The sequence below is a fragment of the Desulforapulum autotrophicum HRM2 genome, from assembly GCF_000020365.1.
GTDB classification, from domain to species: Bacteria; Desulfobacterota; Desulfobacteria; order Desulfobacterales; family Desulfobacteraceae; genus Desulforapulum; species Desulforapulum autotrophicum.
In genome coordinates this window covers 1,628,642-1,649,855 of the sequence record NC_012108.1, presented here as the reverse complement: position 1 = coordinate 1,649,855, position 21,214 = coordinate 1,628,642, and the positions used below count along the sequence as shown (strand labels likewise).

16 protein-coding genes are annotated in these 21,214 nt (G+C 49.1%); 2 read left to right on the top strand and 14 right to left on the bottom strand.

Annotated features, from left to right (window positions below; translation table 11 throughout):
- Positions 1 to 241: 241 nt before the first annotated feature.
- Positions 242 to 739 carry a GlcG/HbpS family heme-binding protein gene (locus HRM2_RS07180; RefSeq protein ID WP_015903337.1) on the top strand — a complete coding sequence of 166 codons (498 nt, stop codon included), beginning with the start codon at positions 242 to 244 and terminating at the stop codon, positions 737 to 739.
- Here the strand turns inward: HRM2_RS07180 and HRM2_RS07175 are convergent.
- The 14 genes from HRM2_RS07175 to moaA all read right to left on the bottom strand — a co-directional run bounded on the left by HRM2_RS07175 (position 732) and on the right by moaA (position 17,427).
- Entirely contained in the window at positions 732 to 2,099 is a 1,368-nt protein-coding gene (locus tag HRM2_RS07175; RefSeq protein ID WP_015903336.1) for an aldehyde ferredoxin oxidoreductase N-terminal domain-containing protein, read from the bottom strand. The two genes, HRM2_RS07180 and HRM2_RS07175, sit on opposite strands and share 8 nt — an antisense overlap.
- A complete protein-coding gene (locus HRM2_RS25020) occupies positions 2,096 to 3,364 on the bottom strand; it encodes a 4Fe-4S dicluster domain-containing protein (RefSeq protein WP_015903335.1) in 1,269 nt (422 codons plus the stop codon). Before HRM2_RS25020 ends, HRM2_RS07175 begins: the two co-directional genes overlap by 4 nt.
- A 62-nt stretch (positions 3,365 to 3,426) precedes the next feature.
- On the bottom strand, positions 3,427 to 3,867 hold the full coding sequence (locus HRM2_RS07165; RefSeq protein WP_015903334.1) for a 4Fe-4S dicluster domain-containing protein: 441 nt from the start codon (positions 3,865 to 3,867) through the stop codon (positions 3,427 to 3,429).
- On the bottom strand, positions 3,848 to 5,902 hold the full coding sequence (fdhF, locus tag HRM2_RS07160) for a formate dehydrogenase subunit alpha (RefSeq protein WP_041273112.1): 2,055 nt from the start codon (positions 5,900 to 5,902) through the stop codon (positions 3,848 to 3,850). The genes HRM2_RS07165 and fdhF overlap by 20 nt, the downstream gene beginning before the upstream one ends.
- On the bottom strand, positions 5,892 to 6,740 hold the full coding sequence (locus HRM2_RS07155) for a 4Fe-4S binding protein (protein ID WP_015903332.1): 849 nt from the start codon (positions 6,738 to 6,740) through the stop codon (positions 5,892 to 5,894). Before HRM2_RS07155 ends, fdhF begins: the two co-directional genes overlap by 11 nt.
- Positions 6,741 to 6,742: 2 nt before the next feature.
- Positions 6,743 to 7,258, bottom strand: coding sequence for a hydrogenase iron-sulfur subunit (locus HRM2_RS07150; protein ID WP_015903331.1), 516 nt, complete (start codon positions 7,256 to 7,258; stop codon positions 6,743 to 6,745).
- Positions 7,255 to 9,081 carry a CoB--CoM heterodisulfide reductase iron-sulfur subunit A family protein gene (locus HRM2_RS07145; protein WP_015903330.1) on the bottom strand — a complete coding sequence of 609 codons (1,827 nt, stop codon included), beginning with the start codon at positions 9,079 to 9,081 and terminating at the stop codon, positions 7,255 to 7,257. Before HRM2_RS07145 ends, HRM2_RS07150 begins: the two co-directional genes overlap by 4 nt.
- Positions 9,068 to 10,324 carry an FAD-dependent oxidoreductase gene (locus tag HRM2_RS07140; protein ID WP_015903329.1) on the bottom strand — a complete coding sequence of 419 codons (1,257 nt, stop codon included), beginning with the start codon at positions 10,322 to 10,324 and terminating at the stop codon, positions 9,068 to 9,070. The genes HRM2_RS07145 and HRM2_RS07140 overlap by 14 nt, the downstream gene beginning before the upstream one ends.
- Entirely contained in the window at positions 10,324 to 11,025 is a 702-nt protein-coding gene (locus HRM2_RS25015) for a 4Fe-4S dicluster domain-containing protein (RefSeq protein WP_015903328.1), read from the bottom strand. Before HRM2_RS25015 ends, HRM2_RS07140 begins: the two co-directional genes overlap by 1 nt.
- A gap of 100 nt (positions 11,026 to 11,125) precedes the next feature.
- Positions 11,126 to 12,925 (bottom strand): aldehyde ferredoxin oxidoreductase family protein, encoded by a 1,800-nt coding sequence (locus HRM2_RS07130; protein WP_015903327.1) that lies wholly within the window; start codon positions 12,923 to 12,925, stop codon positions 11,126 to 11,128.
- A 2-nt stretch (positions 12,926 to 12,927) separates the two neighbouring features.
- The gene (locus tag HRM2_RS25010) at positions 12,928 to 13,641 is read right to left on the bottom strand and encodes a 4Fe-4S dicluster domain-containing protein (RefSeq protein ID WP_015903326.1); all 714 of its coding nucleotides are present in this window, start codon (positions 13,639 to 13,641) and stop codon (positions 12,928 to 12,930) included.
- 484 nt (positions 13,642 to 14,125) lie between these two features.
- Positions 14,126 to 14,779 (bottom strand): response regulator, encoded by a 654-nt coding sequence (locus tag HRM2_RS07115; protein ID WP_015903325.1) that lies wholly within the window; start codon positions 14,777 to 14,779, stop codon positions 14,126 to 14,128.
- Entirely contained in the window at positions 14,776 to 16,449 is a 1,674-nt protein-coding gene (locus HRM2_RS07110) for a GAF domain-containing sensor histidine kinase (protein WP_015903324.1), read from the bottom strand. The genes HRM2_RS07115 and HRM2_RS07110 overlap by 4 nt, the downstream gene beginning before the upstream one ends.
- Before the next feature lie 3 nt (positions 16,450 to 16,452).
- Entirely contained in the window at positions 16,453 to 17,427 is a 975-nt protein-coding gene (gene moaA / locus HRM2_RS07105; protein ID WP_041273727.1) for a GTP 3',8-cyclase MoaA, read from the bottom strand.
- Positions 17,428 to 17,823: 396 nt separating this feature from the next.
- On the opposite strand from moaA, the gene HRM2_RS07100 reads away from it, so the two are divergent.
- Entirely contained in the window at positions 17,824 to 21,090 is a 3,267-nt protein-coding gene (locus HRM2_RS07100) for a PAS domain S-box protein (protein WP_015903322.1), read from the top strand.
- The last annotated feature ends 124 nt before the right edge of the window (positions 21,091 to 21,214 follow it).

Genomic DNA, 21,214 nt, shown 5'->3' with positions numbered 1-21,214 from the left:
GAACCCAATGAGTTGGTAATATCTCTATGTATGGGCCTGTATTTTTCCAGGCTTTTTAAAGAAAAAAGGTTGATTTTTTACCTGATCCTTCTATCCTGATAGGTATTGATTCGTCTGTACCGGAATCCAAATTGGATGCGCACCCGGTTTAATTAAAAATCCACCTGAATCAACGGGCACGATTTCCAAACGGCAGGCCAGAACAGAGTGCAATCATAACTAATAATTAAAGGAGTAAGGTATGAAAAAATGGTTATTGTCTACAATTTTTGGTCTCTCTATCCTTTTGATTTCTATCATTCCCGCCCTTGCAGATGGTCCTGTTAAAACTTTGCCAGGGGATATCACCCTTGCCCAGGCACAAAAGATTTTAACGGCAGCAGTCAAGAAAGCCGAAGAAATTAAGGTACCAATGAATATTGCCATTGTCGATGCCGGTGGCAATCTTAAGGCTTTTTATCGCCAGGAAGATGCCTTCATTGGCAGTATCGACATCTCCATCAAAAAAGCAGTGACGGCCCGTTATTTCAATATGTCAACCCGTGCCCTGGGGGCCGCTTCACAGGTGGGTAAGTCTCTATACGGGATTGAAGTCAGCAATAACGGTTTAATCCTCTTTGCAGGCGGTGTACTGCTGGTGGATGGAAACAATGTAATTATCGGCGCTATCGGCGTCAGCGGCGGCAGTGTGGACGAGGATGAAAGTGTGGCCATGGCCGGTGCTGCGGTCATCAAATAACCACCCGCTTATTGTTAAAGCATTCCCGGTCGTCCTGACCGGGAATGCAGCGGAGAACTTTTTCAATACTTTTTTCAAGACAGCGGTAAAAGAGTTTAACCTGGTCTTGATCCCGGGTGATAAAGGGCATGAATGCAGAAGATGACATGGCCGGAAAAAGCAGTTGTGGAATGGGGCAGACGCCAACAATCATGGCAAAGGCCACTTGCTCCTCCCAGGTACTGAAAGATTTCTTTGTGTTTGGAGGAATAATTTGCGGCAGTGCACCGCCAAAACGGTGGTAAGCTTCAATGGATATACCAGGAGGCAATTGTGACGTTGCCTTTTTTTCAATTCCAGGTTCAGCCTTGTTTTCCATTTGTGCCAGGGCCTGTTCAAACCCTGTTCGCTCATCCATCTCCCCGGCTAAAGCCAATGGATCCAGACCCATGGCCAAGGCTTTTTCCATAAGGATGTGGGCATCTTTTGGACGGGTTTTGGACAGGGCAGCAAAGCCCTGATGATCAAGGATAAAAATACCCCGGGTATCAACTTGTTCTGTACGGGTTTGCATGCCAGAAAATTTCAAAAAATTAATACATCCCACAGGGCAATGAAAACAGGCATGGGAATGATTGAAATATTTTTTCACCAGTTTTCTGGCAGGATTGCTGCCCGTAATTTTACCCAATACCGTCATGGGCCTGGATCTGGGCAATTGTTTGTGAACCTGGCCGTTTAAAACACGACTCGTCTCAAGATCCTTGTCATTAAAGTCAATTTCGCCCCCACCGTTGAGAACAATGGCCCGAATATTTTTGGATGCCATATAACCGGCCAGCCCACACCGATCAAAACCACCGAACACAGACGTGGAAGCAGAATGATGTCTGCTGGAAGAATGGACATCAGGGCCGGTCACCAGGGCAACTTCCTTTATGCCCCTGGACTTCAATCGTTTCACCGTTGCTGGGATACTCATTCCTGCAAGATCATCTGCTGTTTCAATATGGATGTTATCCTTTGAAATAACCACCACACAGGGCCTGGGAGCCTGGCCTGTAAAGACAACAAAATCTATTCCGGAAAGCTTTAACATCGGCCCGGAGTTAATGACCACCGGGACATGGCAAATCCCCCTGTCGCTTGAACAAAAAGATGCGGCCATCAGACAGGATGCCGGTGCAAACCCGCCAGTAAGGGGCCCGGTTCCCAGAACCAGGGGCACCTGCTGACTGTATTTTTCCAGTAAGAGGGTATTCACCGCTGCCCCACCAATGGATTCGACCATTTCTGCTGTTGGCAATGTCTGTATCATGGATGATTTTTCAAGGTCCACGACAGCGATAACCCTGTTTGCAGATCTGCCTGGAAGATTCATATTTTCCCTCCCAGGGGAGCAGTTTTCTGCCACCTGAACCTGATTTTGGCTCCCCCGTATCTGCAGGCATCAATGCATCGCATGCACATGATGCATTCGGACATGGGAATTTCAGGTGAAATCCCCTGTCTTAAAGCATCTTTGTCGATAATTCCCATGGGGCAGACATCGGCACACTGCATGCAGGAAAATTTTTTACACTGCTGTGCGCCAATCACGATTTTAACAACCCCTATTTTTGCGGCCAGGGCCAGGACCGCCCCCACCGGACAAAAATATCGGCACCAGGACCTTTTTTCTCCCATTTCAAGGGCGGCAACAACCGGAAATACACCCAGCTGAAATCCGTTGAGAATGCCATTGGGACCATAGGACCGGCAAAGACTTCCAATGGGACAGACCGTACAGAATGCCTGGCAACCCAGGCCTGCACTGGTACCCACTGCCCCGGCCAGGATCCCGTACTTGATCAGCCGTCCTTTTAAAAATCCGGGCAGTCCGAACTTTGGGACAATCTTTCCCACAAGATCCAGGAAAAACCCAAACGGGCAGATAAACCCGCAAAAGATCCGGCCCAGAAAAAGGGTCAGCACCAGAAGAACAGATGCTGAAACAAGACCGGTCAGCACCAGAATCTTTGTTGAAGCAAGATTTTGTAAAAAGCCTGCCGGACATGCCAGGGACACAGACCCGGCTTTGAAATAGCAGAAGGTGCCGGCCAGCACCATCACCAGCATAAAAAACGCCAGGACCTGAACCGGCCATCGAATCCATCGAATCCAGCCCAGCCGTTTCCCCCGGGTAAAGGTAAGTGCTCCTTCCGGGCAGCATTTTACACAGGCCGGATCCCCGTCACACAGGTCACATTTTCTGACGGTTCCGTCAGGGGTGATCATTGGAGCAGCCTCGGGGCAAGCAAGGGCACAAATACCGCACCCCGTGCACAGGGCAGGGTTGATCCGGACAATCCCGTCTTTGCCCTTTTCAATGGCACGGACGGGACAGGCGGGAATACACAGAGGTTCCTGACAATGGAGACACAGCACGGTAAAATTATTACCCCGCTCTTCTGAACGAAGATTTTTAACAGCAGCAAACGAGGGTGCAATGGCATTAACCTGTCGTGCTGAACAGACCATTTCACAGGTACCGCATCCTGTGCATCTGGAAGGATCAAAAACAATTGTTGGCGGATGTTTTATGGATTTTCCCTTGCCAGGCAAAGGCCGTATGTCATCCATACCCAGCTGAATAGATTCCGGCATGTTAAATTCCAACTTCCATTATGGTAAAGGGATTGCTTGGGGGCAGGCAACATCCCCCTGCATTATCCCAGGGTATTTCTTTCCATATAGACCTGCTGCCGACAGGCCGGACAAAGGTTCAGGTACGCTATTTTCTCCCGGTTCAGCTTTTTTTGAATATAATCAGACACAGGCAGTGTGGTCACCATGGCGCCACAGCGAATGCACGACTGAATCTTTCCATTCAAATTTTGCTGTATCGCTACATTTCGAAGGCCTTTGATCAATTCTCTGCAATTGACTCCTTCTGGACAGACCTGGGCACCGGCATTACACCCAACACAGCACCACAGGCCCGCATCCTCAAGGATATTCTCCTGCCTGAGCGCCCGTTGAATAATTCCCCGGGGGGAAATATCTGCGGAAAAATCCTGATACATTTCAGCCATGGGACAGACAGCCACACATTTCCCGCAGTCCACACAAAAAACAGCTCTGGATTGTTCAAGCACCTTGTTTATCATATTTATCTTCCCTTTCAAGCCTTGCCGCACATGCCTTGAACTCTGGAATCTTAGAGACAGGATCCAGTGCTTCATGGGTCAGCGCATTGGCCGGGGCCTCTGCAAAATGAAACGGCACAAACAAGGAACCCGGTTTGACATCCCGGGTCAGCCGTGCAGACAGAACAATGCTGCCCCTCCGGGTGGACACCCGGACACCATCACCCTGTACTATCCCTGACACCTGTGCATCCTGTGGATGAATCTGTACAAACGGGGTTGAAGACTCCTGGCTGAGGGTCGGTGAACGGCGGGTCATTGTTCCGGTATGGTAATGGCAGAATATCCGCCCTGTTACCAGGGTAAACGGATAGTCTGGATCAGGTATCTCCATGGGCGGGGTGTAATCCGGTACCACAAAAAGCCCCCTACCCCGGGAAAAGGTCTGATGATGCAAATAGGGGGTACCCGGATCATCCTGGGATACGCAGGGCCATTGCAGGCCATGGGGGGCTAACCGGGAAAACCCTATCCCCCCGTAAATGGGGGTCAAACCGGCAATCTCATCCATGACCTGACCCGGGTCTGTATAATTAAAATCAAGTCCCAGCTCTTTGCCCAGGCAACAGAGGATGGAAAAATCATCCATGGCCTCCCCAGGGGGAGAAACCGCCTTTCTCAAAAGCTGAACCCTGCGTTCTGTACTGGTAAATGTTCCGGTTTTTTCGGCAAAACAGGCACCGGGTAAAACCAGGTCGGCCAACCGGGCGGTCTCGGTCATAAAAATATCCTGAACCATGAGAAAATCAAGCTTTCCCAGACGATTTTTCACAGAATGAATATCCGGGTCACTCATCATGGGATTTTCCGCCATGATGTAAAGCGCCCGTACTGTTTCTCCTGCGCCGGCAGTCATTTCTGTAACGGTCAAGCCTGGCGTGACAGGCAATGGAGTCCCCCATGCCGCCTGAAATTTGGACCGGACGTCAGGACTTGTCACCCCCTGGTAGCCTGGCAAGAAATCCGGCAAAGCACCCATATCACAGGCACCCTGGACATTGTTCTGTCCCCTCAAGGGATTGATCCCGGTAAATGGTCGGCCCAATTGACCACAGAGCATGGCCAGGTTGCACACGGCATGAACATTGGCCGTGCCGCAGGTGTGCTGGGTAATTCCCATACAAAAGACAATCGAGGCATTTTGGGCCCTTGCATAGCATTCTGCCACCTGTGCTATTTTTTCCGGCGAAATACCCGAAATCTGGGCGGCCCGTTCCATGGGCCATAATTCAAGCGCTTGTTCCATGGCCTCAAACCCTTCAGTACGCTGGGAAACAAATGAACGGTCTTCAAGACCGCAGTCCAGAATATGACGCATCATTCCATTGATCAGGGGAATATCTGCACCAAAATTTACAGGCAGATGAAACTTGGCATTTTTTGCAGGCTCCGTGGTCCTGGGGTCGACCACGATGAGCGTTGCACCCTTTGCACAGGCTTCATAAATCTGCCCCATGATGATGGGATGGGTTTCGGCTGCATTTGAGCCAAACATGATGATGCAGTCCGCCCCTGCAAAATCATCAATGGAATTGGTCATGGCACCGCTTCCAAGTGCCCGGGTCATGGCCGCGGCCGTGGGCCCGTGGCAGAGCCGGGCACAATGGTCGACATTATTGGTATGGAATCCCGCCCTGATTAATTTTTGGAAAAGATAATTTTCTTCATTACTGCACCTTGCCGAACTCAATCCTGCCACAGCATCTGGACCATGGGTATCAGCTGCCGCTTTAAATTTTTCCATGGCAAGGGTTATGGCCTCATCCCAGGAAATTTTTTGAAACTGGTTGTTTATCTTTAAAAGCGGTGAGGTAAGCCGTTTTGGATGGTGAACAAATTCATGGGCGTTCCAGCCTTTCATACAAAGATGACCCTTGGAAACAGGATGATCCATGTCCTGACGTGTATTTACGATAATTCCATCCGCCACCTCAAGGATAAGGCCGCAGCCGCAGCCGCAATAGGGGCAAATGGTTTTTATATAATCAATCTTCATGGTCTGTATCCAGTGAATCTGTCCAGGCTGGCAGGGTTGAACCAACAGGCCGCCCCTGGGTCAGGTTGGAAAATAAAGGGGATCGCTGCACCTTGTCTGAACCGGCACAATACCCGTAATCCTCGTCAAGGGCCCTGCGCATGGGCAATTGCAGCAGTGTCAGAGGGATACCCACGGGACAGGCATCCTGGCAGGCCCCGCAGCCCACGCAGGTATCAGCAAGATGAAACGCACGGATCAGGTGAAAAGAAACTGGATCGGCGGGTATCTGACCCTGGCTGCCCCAGAGGTTGTCCGCCAGTTTACAGGCAGAACAATTGCACAAAGGGCAGGCATTACGGCAGCCATAGCACTTGATGCATTTTTCAAATTCTCTCTGCCAAAGCGTTCTTCGAACCTGAATATCTCCATCAATAAAGGCTCTGGCATCTGGATCCGCCCAGGGATCAACCCCTTTGACAGGGGTTCCGATATCCACACGAGAGGGCGCAGGGGCATTGCACAGGCAGGCCTTTGCCTGGTCTTCGTCACAGGCCAGACCGATGATGTTCAACCGTGTTCCATCCACCTGGTTTCTCTTGATCAGCTCGTTGAGTGCCCGCTCATCACATCCCCGGCAAATTACCGAAAGGCGATAATCCTCCGGCAGTCGATCAAGAATCGAGGATGCAATTTTGGCCAGAACCCACTTTGGAGAAAGAACAAGCCCGTCCACATCTTTTTCATCTTCAAAGACATGGGGACTCACCCCGCTTTCCGACTGGATCAGGCCAAGAATGCCATGGCTTTTACCCGATTTAATAAGGTTTGTTACAATATTTTTGGCATGTTCAAGCATAGTTATACCCGTTGCCCGGCGTGACCGGTTTCATATCGTTGACCGAACCGGCCGTTTGTCCCTGCCCTTCGAGCAGATGAAAGGTTTGGCAGTTTTTCCAGCACACCTGCAAACCCATGGATCAGACCGGCAAATTGATGTGCCTCGTGGGCCGTACCATAGCTGGTCAAAAGCCGCCTGGAATCAATGCCGGTTGTGTCAAGGAGAATGGCAAGCAGTTTCATCTGTTTTACGCTTCTGTGATTGGCCTCGTGATATCTGCATCCGCCCAGGTGGCAACCCAGCACAGCCACCCCGTCGATCCCCAGGGAAAATGCCCGGACCACTGCATCCGGTTCCACCCGGGAAATACATTCCACTGAAATCACCCTGAAATTTTCCTGGATGTCAAGTCGTTGCCGACCGGCTTCTTCTGCGCCAATCAAGGGACAGTACCGGCAGGCAAAAACCAGGATCTTCGGATCTTGATTTTCTTTTGTAACCTTTTCTGCTGTTCGTTCCGGCGCTTGGCTGTTCATTGTTCAATTCCCCTGGCAGCTCTTTTCTGTTTTTTGACCCGGTCAGGGCTGTTTTCTTCAACCCCGGTGTTCTGTTCGCCAAATGCCGTCAGGAGCATGGCCCCAATGGCACGGGAGGTCTGCTCGGGCAATTGAATGCTGTTGTTTGGACACACAGCCACACAGGTGCCACACCCTGTACAGCGAAATGGATTGACCCGGCAGTGGTACCGGCCGTTGCCGGGCTCAAGACGGCAGGCCTCAAACGGACAGGCTGCAACGCAGTTCCCGCACCCTGAACATCTGTCCGCGTTTACCCTGGCAATGGCGAATTTGGATTCCCGAAACTGGCTCAACCCCTGGGAATCCAACCCTTTATCGCCTAAAAATATCAATGCTTTCATGGCTGCAGCTTCCCCCTGGGTTGCTGCCCCGTCAGCCAGCACCGGCCAACGTGCAGACCCACAGATCAGAACCCCCGGCACATCTGTCTGCACAGGGTTCATAAGGGGTTTAACACTGAAAAAATCTTGAAATGCCCCATCCTTTTGAGTTTCCCCGGCAAGGGTGATCTGATCAAACACCCCATTGGTATTCGGGTGCGGGGCAAGACCGGTGCTCAGTACCAGGGTTTTCACCGGATAACTTATTTCCCGGCCCATGCTGGTATCAAGGCATTGAATTTTTTCAATTGATTCTTTTCCCAGGACAACAGGCGGTGTAGCTGCATCAAACCGGATAAAAACAATCCCAAGGCCCCTTGCCCGACGATAATACCGCTCCAGTTCAACCCCGGGACACATCATGTCCCTGTGGAAAACGATTACCCGGGTTTCAGGATGGTCTGTTTTAATTTGAATGGCGTTTTTCAAGGTCACCGGACAACAGATGGCCGAACAATACGGCCGATTTTCATCCCTGACCCCCACGCATTGAATAAAAGCCACGGGCCCCTGTATGGCCATACCCTTGTTCAGGTTACGCTCAAGTTCCATGGCTGAGATAACACCTGAAAGTTCCCGGTATCCATACACATCCCGGGGCAGAACAGCCCTTGCACCCATGGCCAGAATCACAGCGCCTGCTTTGACATCAATTTTTTTCTGGCCAACGATCATACGTGCGGTAAAGCACCCTGGATCGCCATGAATGGACATCAGCTTTGCAGACAGGTATGCAGTAACCAAAGGATTCTTTTCAATGGCTTCAACATAACTTGCAAGGTAGGCTTTTGGGGTATCATTTCCCGGTCCCACCGTGTGAAGCAACCTGAGCATTCCCCCGGGTTGTTCGGCCTTTTCAACCAGATGCACCCGAATCCCTGCCCTGGCCAGGGCAGCTGCCGCAGCAAGCCCGGCAGGCCCTGCCCCAACCACAAGCACCGAAGGTTGTATGCCTGGGTCAGGAAAAGACGAGACCCCTTGTTCAGCCAGGGACACAATTGCCATTTTGACCAGGTCACAGGCTTTTTCAGTGGCAAATCCGTGGCGTCCCTGGTGAATCCATGCACACCCCTCCCGGACATCTGCAAACTCAACCATTGCATCCATATCCTGTTTTTTCAGTCCAAGCCTGATCTCGTCAATCTTTGATGCACACGCGCAGATCAAAACCCTTGATGCACAGCAGTCTCGAATATGCCTGGCCATCTCAGAAAAATCTTGATCCATGCAGAGGGAATCAAAAATTTTCACTTGTTTAACAAAGGAATATGCGGCCATAACCCTTGCCCTTACAAATTCAAGATCAATCCTTTTTTCCGTTTGACCCAGATCTTGATGCCCGGAATCAACCTCTCCATGGCAACGGCATAAAAAGCATATCATCTGTTCAGTCTTTTCCATTGATCCCCTTTCCCATATATGCCCCCATGGCTGCAGATGAGGCCTGGACCACCGACACTTCCACATCCGCCGGAGCCCTGCAGAATCCACAGGCCAGGGCCGGGTTCGAGGGTTTGCCGATAAATCCGTCATCGTCCGTCAATGGCAAAGGGGCAGATCCTTTGTCCGCCTTTTGACAGGGCTCCAGGGCCCCGTTCAAGACAACCAGATCAAATCGCTCTGTCTTCACCTGTCCGGTACGGGTATTTTCATACCGCACAGCAAGGCCGTCCCCGGACGGCAGTGGACAGATCAGCCCCGGCCTGCTCCGGACCAGAACAATGGAATATTCCTGGACTGCCTGTCGGTAATAATTGTAGTAATGACGGCCTTCCGTACGCATGTCTGTGAAAAAGATCACACAATCCATTCCAGGATCTCGTTGTTTGACCCAACGGGCCTGTTTAAGGGCATGCATGCAGCAGACAGCAGAACAATAAGCAAATTTTCTTTGATCCCGTGCGCCGGCACACTGAACAAATGCAATGCGGCGGGGAACCTTTCCTCCAGGTGTTAAAACATGTCCCCTGCCCGGGCCTGATTCAGACAGCAGGGCTTCAAATGCCAGGGATGTCATGATATTGGGATGACTGCCATACCCAAGTTCCGGCAGGACTGAGACTTCAGATTCAGCAAATCCTGTTGCCCAGATAATGTTCTCGGCCAGAATCTTTATTCTATCTTGTTTTCTCTCCAAATCAATGGCATGGGTGGGGCAGACAGCCACACATTTACCGCATCCTGTGCAGGCATTGATATCCACAAGAAACGTTCTTGGCAGGGCATGGCAAATTGTGGGAGAAACAGCATTTTCAGGACATACTTTTTCACACCGGCCACACAAGATACAACGCCCTGGATCAATCCGGTTCAAATCACGGCAAATAATAATTTGAATCAAGCCTTGTTCCTGTTTTTTTCCCATTTCTTTGCCCTGGGTCACATCCTCGATACAAGAATGGGTATGGACGGTAATCAAGGGATGTCCAAGGCACAGCCTTGCCTGGGTCCATACCGGGCAAAAGGCACAATGATCCGTGGGATACAATTTATCAAGCCTTGTCACCTGACCGCCCAAGACCGCACTTTTCTCGATCAGATGGACCGGGCGACCGGCCCGGGCAAGATCAAGGGCTGCGGTAAGGCCTGCAACGCCTCCCCCCACAACGATTACAGGAAATCGTTTGTCTGCTTCACCCTTCATCAATCTTCCCCTGTCCCGATTGCCAGGCCATGATTTTTACCAATTTTTTCAATCCGTTTTTTCAGCCAGGTGCCAAAATCATCCGGCGGAAATTCATAGGGTGCTACCCGATCTTCCAGACAAAGGGCAAAATGAGCATCCCCGGCAGGATACCTTTCGGCTGCTTCATATTTTATGTCAATTGTTCCAGCCACAGCCGGGCACCGTTGAACACAAAGCCCGCAGCCGTTGCATTTATCTGCTATAATCTCAGGATAACGTCGTTTTTTCAATTCAATGGCTTTGAACTTGCAGGCACGATAACAGTCCTTGCACCGTTTTTTCTTCTGCCAGGCCAGGCAGGTGTCCTCATTGATAACCGCCTTGCCCAGCACAACTTCCTGTTTAGGAATTTTCTTAATGGCAGGGGTCGGACATATCCTGACACACTCCATGCACATAATACATTTGGGTCCGTCCAGAACCGGTGTTCCAATGTTGATAATGCCGTCCAGGATTGACGCAGGGAAAAGGGCATCGGCCGGACAGACATCAATACATTGATGACACCGTGTGCAGAACCTTAAGAAATCATCCTCCACAAGGGCTGCCGGTGGTCTTGCTAGGGCCCTGGCCGGACTGACCTTGAACAGTGTAAACACGGAGCCTGACACAACAGCACCAGCCAGAAATTGAATAAAATTCCTTCGGGAATTTTCCATTGGGATTCTCCAGGATATCGCAGATATGCAGGCATTAACCATCAGACGAAAACTAAATCCCGGCTGATAGTTAATGTCTGTTTGATCCTTTTTCTATCTGTCAGGCCATTGATTTTTTAACCGAGTCAATGGCAAACTCAAGCCCCAGGGATTTAAGTGTTGCTTCAGTGGGGATACCATTTGCATCCCACCCGAAATAGGCATAATACTCATCCTGCACCTTTTTTATTTCTTCAGGTGAAAATAAAACCCCTTTTTTCGGTCCCTCAGGCAGTTTTTCCGTCAGCATCCGTTTGGGAAGCGTATCATCCTTACGGCTGATTCCTTCCCGGACGTTAAAACATCGCTCTATCGTCCGGATTCGCTTGCCCGTGGCCCAGAAATCCGCCTCGGACATATTCCACCCGCACAGGGGATTGAGCAGATCCGTGAACATTTTCGGAGACCAGTATCCGCCCACAAAAGAACAGATAACAAGGGAATTGTGCATACATCTTGCCGCCTGACCTTTCGGACTGTTGCCCTCATGGTGATCCCCGCCACAGGTTCCCATGGCATAACTGACCCCCCGGGGCTTGTCTCCTCGAGGATCATGGGCGGCCATTTCCTTGCCCTTGACAATGCAGGCATAATCCATGGCTTCACCGCCGATTTCTTCGGCCATCTGTTTGACACCCTTGGATAGCAGTTGACCAACCTTGCCTTCTTTATAAGCAATCTTTTTGATGACTTCCACAACCGCTTCACCATCTCCCCATTCAAGGGTCATTCCATCCAAATCCTTGGCTGTGAGGATTTCCCGCTGAAAAAGCTCCATGACAAACCCAATGGACCCGCCAGTGGATATGGCATCCAGTCCCATGGCGTCACACATTTCTATGGCGCCCATCATCAGGTCAAAATCAGCAATTCCCAGGTTACTTCCCAAAAGGCCACCGGTTTCATATTCAGGGCCTTCAGCAATGAGGCCGTCATACTTCCCGCCGCGGATCACCCCGAGTTTCATACAATGGTTCGGACAATTGTAACAGGCCGTGTGCCTTTTCCAGAACCGACGGTTAGCCTCTTCGGCACCGATTTCTTCGATGTCCGGATACCAGGTGGTTTGAAAATTTTTGGTGATCAAAGAGCCGGTTACATGGTGTTTAAGTTCAAGTAGGCCTGCCGTGCCCCAGCGTTTGATGCCCTGCCAACCTTCATGGTCAATTGAAAACTGCTTATTGGCTGCAGCATTCTTGTGAAAAAGTTCCCGGTCCGCAACGGGTACGAATTTGGTCCCCCGGACTGCAATGGCTTTGAGCTTTTTATTTCCCATGAGAGCCCCGGTGCCGGTCCGGGCAGCCGCGCGGAACCGCTCGACCTGTACACAGGCATAGGGGACCTCATTTTCACCACCCGGCCCGATGCAGGCCACCTTGGTGCCGGAATCATGACTGTCTTCAATAATGGTTTCCTCGGTTACATGGGTATCTTTTCCCCACAGGTTACCTGCATCTTTAAACGTGACCCTGTCATCTTGAATCAGCAGGTAAACCGGTTTTTTGGATTTACCCGTGATCAGAATCCCATCCCATCCGGCCCATTTGATTTCATTACCAAAAAAACCGCCGACTTCGGCATGGCTTAATAAACCCGTATAGGGACTTTTATTAACAAAACTGCACCGGGTGGAAGCACAGGCCGTACCGGTAAGAGGACCCACTCCGACAAAAACAGGGCTGTTTTCAGCAGTGGGGTCCTGTTTTGTCTCGAGCCGATTAAAAAGTAAGTGTGTTCCCAGACCACAACCGCCCATATATTGTTTACAGGTATCTGAATCAATATTTACCGTTTTGGTTTTCTGATGGGTCAGGTCGATCTCCAGTATTCTTCCGAAATGTCCGCCTTTTGAATTGGCCATGATTATTCCCTCCTTTCTCCGTCTTCATTGGGGTAAAACATACTCTGGAGCAAATCAGCCCCGGCATCCTCCGGGGTGACATTTCGATATGCCAGGTTTACGCCGAATCCAACCTTTCCCGTCATCAGGCAGGGTCCCAGTGGATTGCCGGCCTGTGCTTTGCAGGCCTTTACACATTCAGGATCTCCGTCGCACAGATCGCACATGAGCGGCATACCGTTATCCGGACTTCGCCGAATAAAATTACTCGGGCAGGCTTCAATGCATTTGTTGCACTTGGCACCAATACAGAGCTTTTCGTTGAGCTTGATTCCATTAGTTTTCGGATCTTTCTCAATGGCTTTGGGTGTGGTGGGACAGGCTTTGATGCAGGGGGCATCATCACAATGCCAGCAAATCACCGGAACATCCACGACCCCCTTGTACCGGAGCACATGAATACGGGAAACAGACGGTCGGACCACGCCTTCATGGTGAAGGCTGCAGGCATATTCACACGCCCTGCACCCGGTGCAGTTCATCCGTTCTGCAAACAGATATTTCATCACAGGTTTGGCCGCAGGCTCTTCAGCTGCCTGTGCAGGCACCGTCATTTTCCCGGTGGCAGCCACCACAGCCACCCCAGCAGCTGCCGTACCCATTTTTTTTAAAAAACTGCGGCGAGACGTTTTCTGCTCCAACATATCTTGACTGATATCATGATCTTTTTTCATCATTGATTTTCTCCTCGATTAAATCATGGCAAGCATTAAACATGGTTTGATTCTCCCTGGTTAAATCTTCAGCAATTGTTATGCCATTTTCCTAAACCCCCTTAACCACAGGGCCATTGTCATTCTTACCCCCTTGAAGAACCAAACAATATTTACACTTTGTAAACATACCTGACACGTTGAGAACCATTTCCACCAGACCCTGGGCCGGGAGATCAGGCCATCATCTCGATTCCCGTGCCGGTCATCCAAAGAGGATTGATAATCCATGGCATTTTTCCCCTTTACTAAAGATTTTCTAACAGAATAAAAATCATTAAACAATTGTGGGATATACCCAATTTGATATAGGTATTTCTACATAGTGTTTGAACGAAAAATCACCCATCTGCGACGTTGCTGCATAACTCTGCCAATTTATAAGATTGGCCTCACGGACAGTAGTACGCTTTGGTTTCAGAAAGTTTTATTCAATTAGGATCGAAAATTATTCGTCTGAGGTATATCCATGGCGAATGGCATATTTGATCAGATCTGCAAGAGTTCGCAAATCAAGCCGTTTCATGATGCTTGCCCTGTGATGCTCAACTGTTCGGGTACTGATACACAGAATGTCGGCAATTTTCTTATTGGATTTACCTTCGGCCAGAAGTGTGAGCACCTCCTCTTCCCGGGGAGAAAGTGTTCCACCTGGAAAGCTGGAACCATTTTTGACCATATCGGTCAGGATATCAGGCATATCCTTTGTAAAAATGGAAGAAAGAAATGCCTTGCCCTCCAGAATGGTATCCATGGCCGTCAAAATTTCAGTGTCGGTATCTTCCTTGAGCAGATACCCGTTGGCTCCGGCGGAAAAGGCATGGTAGAGATATTCGTTTCTTTTGTGCATGGAAAGAAATAAAATCTTGATACCTGGATAGGTCGCCCGTATCTTCTTTGCGGCCTCAATTCCACTCATTTTCGGCATGGAAATATCCAGAATCACAAGATCCGCCGGCTGGGTACTCAAAAGATTCAGCAACTCAATTCCGTCACCGACCTCCCCCACCACAGAAACGCCTTCTTGGGTTTCAATGACCTGGCAAATTCCCCTGCGAAGCATGGCATGATCATCAGCGATCACCACCCGGCAGGCTTTCATGGTTCAACCTCCCCGGGAGAATCCGGGATTTCAAACCAAAGCCGTGTGCCGCCGCACATGCGATTTTCAATTCGCAGTTGTCCGCCCAGCATCCTGACCCGTTCATTCATGGTGGTGAGCCCCATGCCAGAATCCTTAAGGCTGTTACCCTGCAGGCCATTGAGGTCAAATCCGATTCCATTGTCTTGTATGTCAAACCGATACCTGTTGTTGTACCTGTCAACACAAACCCGTATCTGATCGGCCTTGGCATGCCGGACAATATTGGTAAACGCTTCCTGAAAAATCCGGTAAACAAGAATTTTTGACTGTTGGGTAAGCTGGTTGTCCATATCGGTCATATCCAGGTGACGGTGAACATTGAAATATCGGCCAAAATATTCGAACAGGCTGTGCAGTGCAGCCGACAACCCCAGGTCCTTAAGTATCGACGGGGTAAGGCTGTGGGAAATCTCTCGGACATTTTCAATGGTTTTTGAAATATTTTTCATGGCAAGGCAACAGTCAGCCTTTGCACCTTTACCATCCTTTTCAATTTTCATTTCAATGGCTCTGATTTGCAGTTTCAAAAGAGTCAGGGATTGCCCAAGATCGTCATGGAGCATATAGGCTATTTTTTTACGCTCCTCTTCCTGGGCAGTTAAAAGATGGGAGGATAAAAATTGCAGCCTTTTTTCAGAATTTTTCAGCACTGTTCTTGCTGTTTCCTGTTTTACAGCAGAAGCAAGTATATGTGCCACTGACTGGAGAAAAATAATATCATTTTTCTTAAACTTACGTTTCTTTGGTGAATGCACACCCAAGACACCAAAGGCCTTATCGGATTTGCCAATCAAAACACTCACCCCGCTGACGACACAACGATTACTAAGTTCGGGTAAAGGGCTTTTAAACCGGGTTTCCGTCTGCAGGTCCGCTACCAGCACTGGTCCTCCTGAAATCAGAGTAAAACCAGACTGGGATGCCGTCCCCCCCATGATCCGTTTTCGGCCAACCATACCTTTTTTCCAACCCTGGGCAGCCCGGATCAAAAATTGGCCACAGTCGGGAAGCCATTCAAGCACCTCTCCTGTCTCCAGTCTCAAGGTATCTAATACTTTTGCCAGGGCCTCATTCAACAAAGATGTGAATTTTATACCCGTCAGTGACAGTTGACCCAATTCAGTCACAACCTGCTGCTGGGATTCACTGATTTCCAGGGCAGATTCCGCCCTCCGTCTTTGGGTAATATCCAACAGAGTGGTTCGAATCAGCCTGCCCCTATTGACCATTCCCAGCTCAGCTACACTTTCCAGCCGGCCGAAAAAACATTGTTTTTGAGTGGGTAAAAACTTCAAATCACAGGTCTGGCGTGTTCCTTTTTCAAGGACTTGTTTGCAGTGATTCAAAAAAACAGATTTAAAATCCGACATGACAAATTTTACAAATTGCATCCCCGGCAGCGCCTTGATGCAGGTATTCAACAAATTCGCACCTGTGATATTGGACTCGCAGATCACCCCTTTTTCCGACAGGGTAAAATAGCCCATTGGCCCATTTTCATAAATCTGGATATACCGTTCCATGGACATCCGGCCATGGGCGGTCAAATTTTGCGGTAAAGAGGGGTCTATCCCTGGATTCAAAAGGGCCCTGAACCCGATGTCAAAGTCGGTTAACGAACCTGGCAATCGCTATCCCCCAATGGCAGACATCCTGCCGTTAAGCCTGTGGGCATTTTTATCCCCAAGGTGGTGCCGCCTCTTTTTTGTGCGGGCCGCCTCGATAAATAACCCGGCCAGTTCTTCATCTGTGCAGCCGTTTCTCATAGGACCTTTTAAATCAATCTGTTCATCCGACAACAGACAGGGCCGAATCTGGCCGCTGGCGGTCAGCCTCAGACGATTACAGGCGCTGCAAAAAGGGTTGCTCATGGCAAAAATCAACCCGATCTCACCGGGTGCGCCCTTGTACCGATATCGCCGGGCAGGACCGTCCGTTCGTATATTTTCAATGGGTAATAACTCGCCCAGTACAGACAGGCGTTTAAGAATTCCCTCTCCAGAAAGAATCCTGCCGGATTCTATTGATTCCGGACCAATGGGCATATATTCAATAAATCTTACATGAAAGGGATACGTGAACGTCAGGCGGGCAAGATCTTCTATTTCATCGTCATTGATCCCCTTCATGACCACCACATTGAGTTTTATGGGTGAAAACCCGGCAGCATGGGCCGCCATTATGCCATCCCAGACGCGTTTAAACATATTCATCCGGGTGATCTGCTTATACTTTTTGGGTTGCAGGGTATCAAGACTGACGTTAATTCGGTGTATCCCTGCAGCCTTTATCTGTTCAATGTTTTTTTCAAGCAGCACCCCATTGGTGGTGAGGGAAATATCCAAAAGGCCTTTGATTTTTGAAAGCCGGCTTAAAAAATCACACGCCCCTTTTCTCACCAGGGGTTCACCCCCGGTTATCCGCACCTTGGAGATACCCATTTTCGACCCTGTTTTTACAATTCGCAAAATCTCCTCATAGGTAAGGATTTCCTCATGGGAAAGCATGGGGAAAATTCCGTCTGGGATACAATATAAACATCTCAAATTACAACGATCTGTAATGGAAACCCGCAGGTAATTGAGGTGGCGATGATAACGATCCATCAGTTTTGAGTCCATTTTTTTCGCCTTTCAGGCGGCAAATCCTCTGCCACCTTCTTTGTTCAGTTTAGCTGTAAATTCAGCATTTCGGGTCTAAAACAAGAATCGTTCTTTGTCAAGGACAGATACAAAAGAACAAACGAAAGGATGGGAATGTGATCGCAGTTTTTCTTACTGACATCCATACACGGCGTCTGATTTTGTTAGACTTTTATCCATCTGCCTGATAAAAAATTTGACCAACCTTAATTTCCCCGGAAATTTTGGGGATATTTATGAAAAATTTGAGTAACCGGCATGGCCGGAACAGGGTATCTGAGCTGGCCACAACAAATAATGAAACGCCTTTAAATTGTTGTGCTTTTATGACCGTTTCATACAAAACTGATACAGGGAAAAATGAAAATTTCAATTCGATGGGCAATGGTTCTTGGTTGTCTTGGTCTTATTTGGGGCATGCAGATTCTGATCACTTCATCTACCTACATTTCATCCCAGCGGATGTTGGTCGGGCATGCACGTGACGTGATGCAGAACATTGCGGATCTGACCATGACCCAATCCCAAAACCATCTACAGGTGGCCCAGAGAGCGGCCCATCTGACCAAACGCCTTCTCGCCTCAGAGGTGGTTGGCAGTGGCAACCAGCAGGATACCGTTCTGGAACAGTATTTTCTGGATCAATTATCTTTATATGCACATTTCGCCGGCATTTATATCGGTATGCCCAATGGAAATTTTTATTATGTCAGTCGCAATGATGCCCATTCTCCCAAAGGGTATCGAACCAAGGTGATCGATCATCCCAATGGTGTGAAAAGAACCCGGCTGATATGGCGGAATCATGAAGGCAGCATCATTGAAACGTCTGAAGCGCCCGCTGACACCTATGATCCCCGACAGCGGCCCTGGTATCAAAAGGCCCTTGCCGACCGGGCAATTATCTGGACAGACCCCTACATTCATTTTACATCTCAAAAACCCGGTATAACGGTGGCCGGCCCTATTTTTCGGGGAAATGGCCAACTACAGAGCATCGTTGGCGTGGACATTGAAATCGATGAACTGTCCACCTTCATCAGCAAACTGCGTATCGGCAAGCACGGCCGTGCATTTATGCTCAACAACAACGGTGATGTTGTGGCTTTTCCCGACATTTCAAAAATTAAACAGGAAGACGGCACCCCAGATCACTCTTTTAGAATGGTAAAAATCGATGAACTCGACGATGAATTGAGTCGTAAGGCCTTTCATGCCATCAAATGGCAGCGCACAGAAAACGGTTTGCTTAAACTCAACAGCTCCCAGTTTGCCAAATTCTCCCATAATGGCAAGGTGTACAACACCATGTTCACCCAATTTACCGATTCACACTGGCCCTGGATGATCGGGGTTTATATACCGGAAAACGACTATCTCGGGGCGCTCAAGGAAAATCGTTTGTTTAATTACTGGATCACTTTGATCCTTTCGGTGATTACCACCCTGGTCGGTCTGCAATTATCTCGCAGTATCACACACCCATTGATGGGACTGGAGGAAGAAGCCCTTGCCATCAAGCAGCATGATTTAACCACCAGCTTCAAAACCCGCTCAATATTTAAAGAGATAGACGAAACCTCCGCTGCCTTTTCACAAATGAAGGCTTCGCTGCAGACCAGTGAAGAGAAGTATCGCAGGATCTTTGAAAATATTCAGGACATCTATTTTGAATGCTCCATTGAAGGCGACATCCTCGAAGTAAGCCCCTCTGTAGAAAAATTGATCCACCTGGGCCGCAAGGAGATTATCGGAACCAGACTCATGGGGTTTTTGAAAGATTTTAATGATTACGAACTTTTTTTATCCAAGCTCTTTGCTGACGGTTCAGTCAGTGACCATGAGGTTACGCTGGTTAACAAAAACGGCAAAATCGGTTACGGCTCGGTTACGGCCACGTTGAAATGCAATGATGCCGGTGATGGGGAAAAAATCATCGGTTCCCTGCGCATTATCACCCTTAGAAAAAAAGCCGACCTCAAGCTGCGCCGTTACCAGGATCAGCTGGAGGATCTTGTCGAAGAACGCACAGCGGATCTGCAGAAAAGCAATGGACAACTACGCAATGAAATTGAAGTGCGCAGGGAAAAAGAAGAGGCACTCAGGCGAAGTGAAGAAAAGTACCGATCAATCATAGAGAATACCAGCAACGGCTATTATGAAGTGGATCTTGACAATCGTCTGACCTTTTTCAACGATTCTCTGGCCCAGATTCTGGGATATCCAGCTGAAGAACTTAACGGTATTGATTATTCCATTCTGCTTGATGCAGATTCCTTACGGCGGATGGCTGAAAAGCCATCCAGCATGTATCAATCCGGGGAAAACGGGAACCTGTCCCGTTTGACGATTATTCGCAAGGATGGTGGACTGCGGACCGTAGATGTTTCAACCGCGTGCATTCTTGATAAGAATGGCAAGAGAATCGGCTCTCGTGGTGTTGTCCTGGATATCAGCGAACGGTTGAATGCTGAAAAAGAGAAGAAAAAGTTAGAAGAACGATTGCATCAGATCCAGCGTCTCGAGGGTATCGGAACCCTTGCCGGCGGTGTGGCCCACGACTTCAACAATTTGTTGATGGGTATTCAGGGCAATATATCGTTGATGATGCTCAAGGTCGATCCTTCAGGTTATAATTATAAAAAACTGAAAAGTATCGAGTCCTGTGTCATTTCCGGAACCAAACTCACCCAACAGCTGCTCGGGTTTGCACGTGGGGGCAAGTACATGGCCAAGGCGCTGGATTTTAATCAGATCATCATGGACACCGCCCGTATGTTCGGCCGCACGCGTAAAGAGCTCCAGATCGAGGAAAAGATAGAGAATGATTTGTGGACAGTCATAGCCGATAAAAACCAGATTGAGCAGGTCCTGCTCAACATCTACATTAACGCCTGGCAGGCGATGCAAGGCGGGGGTACGGTGTTGATCAATGCGAAAAACATGGTTCTGGAGGCCGCTTTTTCGCAGCCTCTGGATATTAAACCGGGGCGGTATTTATGTATTTCAATCTCCGATACCGGCACCGGTATTGATCCTGCAATTCAGGCACGCATATTCGAACCGTTTTTTACAACCAAAGGAATGGGCCGCGGCACCGGGCTGGGCCTGGCTTCCGCCTATGGTATTATCAAAAATCATGATGGCGCCATCGATTTTGTCAGCCAGCCGGGCAAAGGTACCACCTTTTACATTTATCTTCCAGCATCAGATGATGATGTAACACATGAATCCGCACAGACCACAACAATATCAAAAGGGTCTGAAACCGTGCTTCTCATCGATGATGAAGAGGTCATCCTCCAAGTCGGAGAACCCATGCTTGAATCCCTGGGGTACAATGTGATGACCGCCTCAGACGGTAAAATGGCCGTTGAGATCTTTCGCCAATTGTCCCATGAGATTGACCTGGTGATCCTGGATGTGATTATGCCTGGTATGGGTGGCGGTGAGGTTTTAGACATGTTGAAGGCCATCAGCCCGCAATCCCGGGTGCTGTTGTCCAGTGGATACAGCATCAGCGAGCAGGTCGAAGAGATTCTGTCACGCGGATGCATAGGCTTCATCCAGAAACCGTTCTCTCTGGAAGAACTCAGCACCAGACTGCGCTGCATATTCGACAGTTAACAATTTTTCCCCGGCTGAATGTAGTTCACGTCCGGGGAGGGACCGTTATTAGACCCCCTAGGTTCTCCAAACAATCGTGGTTGACATAATTTTTTTTGTCGATATAGTTAACTGAACGATCAGT

Coding starts and splice junctions, on each gene's coding strand:
- HRM2_RS07180 (WP_015903337.1), top strand. CDS start 242: ATGAAAAAATGGTTATTGTCTACAATTTTTGGTCTCTCTATCCTTTTG.
- HRM2_RS07175 (WP_015903336.1), bottom strand. CDS start 2,099: ATGAATCTTCCAGGCAGATCTGCAAACAGGGTTATCGCTGTCGTGGAC.
- HRM2_RS25020 (WP_015903335.1), bottom strand. CDS start 3,364: ATGCCGGAATCTATTCAGCTGGGTATGGATGACATACGGCCTTTGCCT.
- HRM2_RS07165 (WP_015903334.1), bottom strand. CDS start 3,867: ATGATAAACAAGGTGCTTGAACAATCCAGAGCTGTTTTTTGTGTGGAC.
- fdhF (WP_041273112.1), bottom strand. CDS start 5,902: ATGAAGATTGATTATATAAAAACCATTTGCCCCTATTGCGGCTGCGGC.
- HRM2_RS07155 (WP_015903332.1), bottom strand. CDS start 6,740: ATGCTTGAACATGCCAAAAATATTGTAACAAACCTTATTAAATCGGGT.
- HRM2_RS07150 (WP_015903331.1), bottom strand. CDS start 7,258: ATGAACAGCCAAGCGCCGGAACGAACAGCAGAAAAGGTTACAAAAGAA.
- HRM2_RS07145 (WP_015903330.1), bottom strand. CDS start 9,081: ATGGAAAAGACTGAACAGATGATATGCTTTTTATGCCGTTGCCATGGA.
- HRM2_RS07140 (WP_015903329.1), bottom strand. CDS start 10,324: ATGAAGGGTGAAGCAGACAAACGATTTCCTGTAATCGTTGTGGGGGGA.
- HRM2_RS25015 (WP_015903328.1), bottom strand. CDS start 11,025: ATGGAAAATTCCCGAAGGAATTTTATTCAATTTCTGGCTGGTGCTGTT.
- HRM2_RS07130 (WP_015903327.1), bottom strand. CDS start 12,925: ATGGCCAATTCAAAAGGCGGACATTTCGGAAGAATACTGGAGATCGAC.
- HRM2_RS25010 (WP_015903326.1), bottom strand. CDS start 13,641: ATGATGAAAAAAGATCATGATATCAGTCAAGATATGTTGGAGCAGAAA.
- HRM2_RS07115 (WP_015903325.1), bottom strand. CDS start 14,779: ATGAAAGCCTGCCGGGTGGTGATCGCTGATGATCATGCCATGCTTCGC.
- moaA (WP_041273727.1), bottom strand. CDS start 17,427: ATGGATCGTTATCATCGCCACCTCAATTACCTGCGGGTTTCCATTACA.
- HRM2_RS07100 (WP_015903322.1), top strand. CDS start 17,824: ATGAAAATTTCAATTCGATGGGCAATGGTTCTTGGTTGTCTTGGTCTT.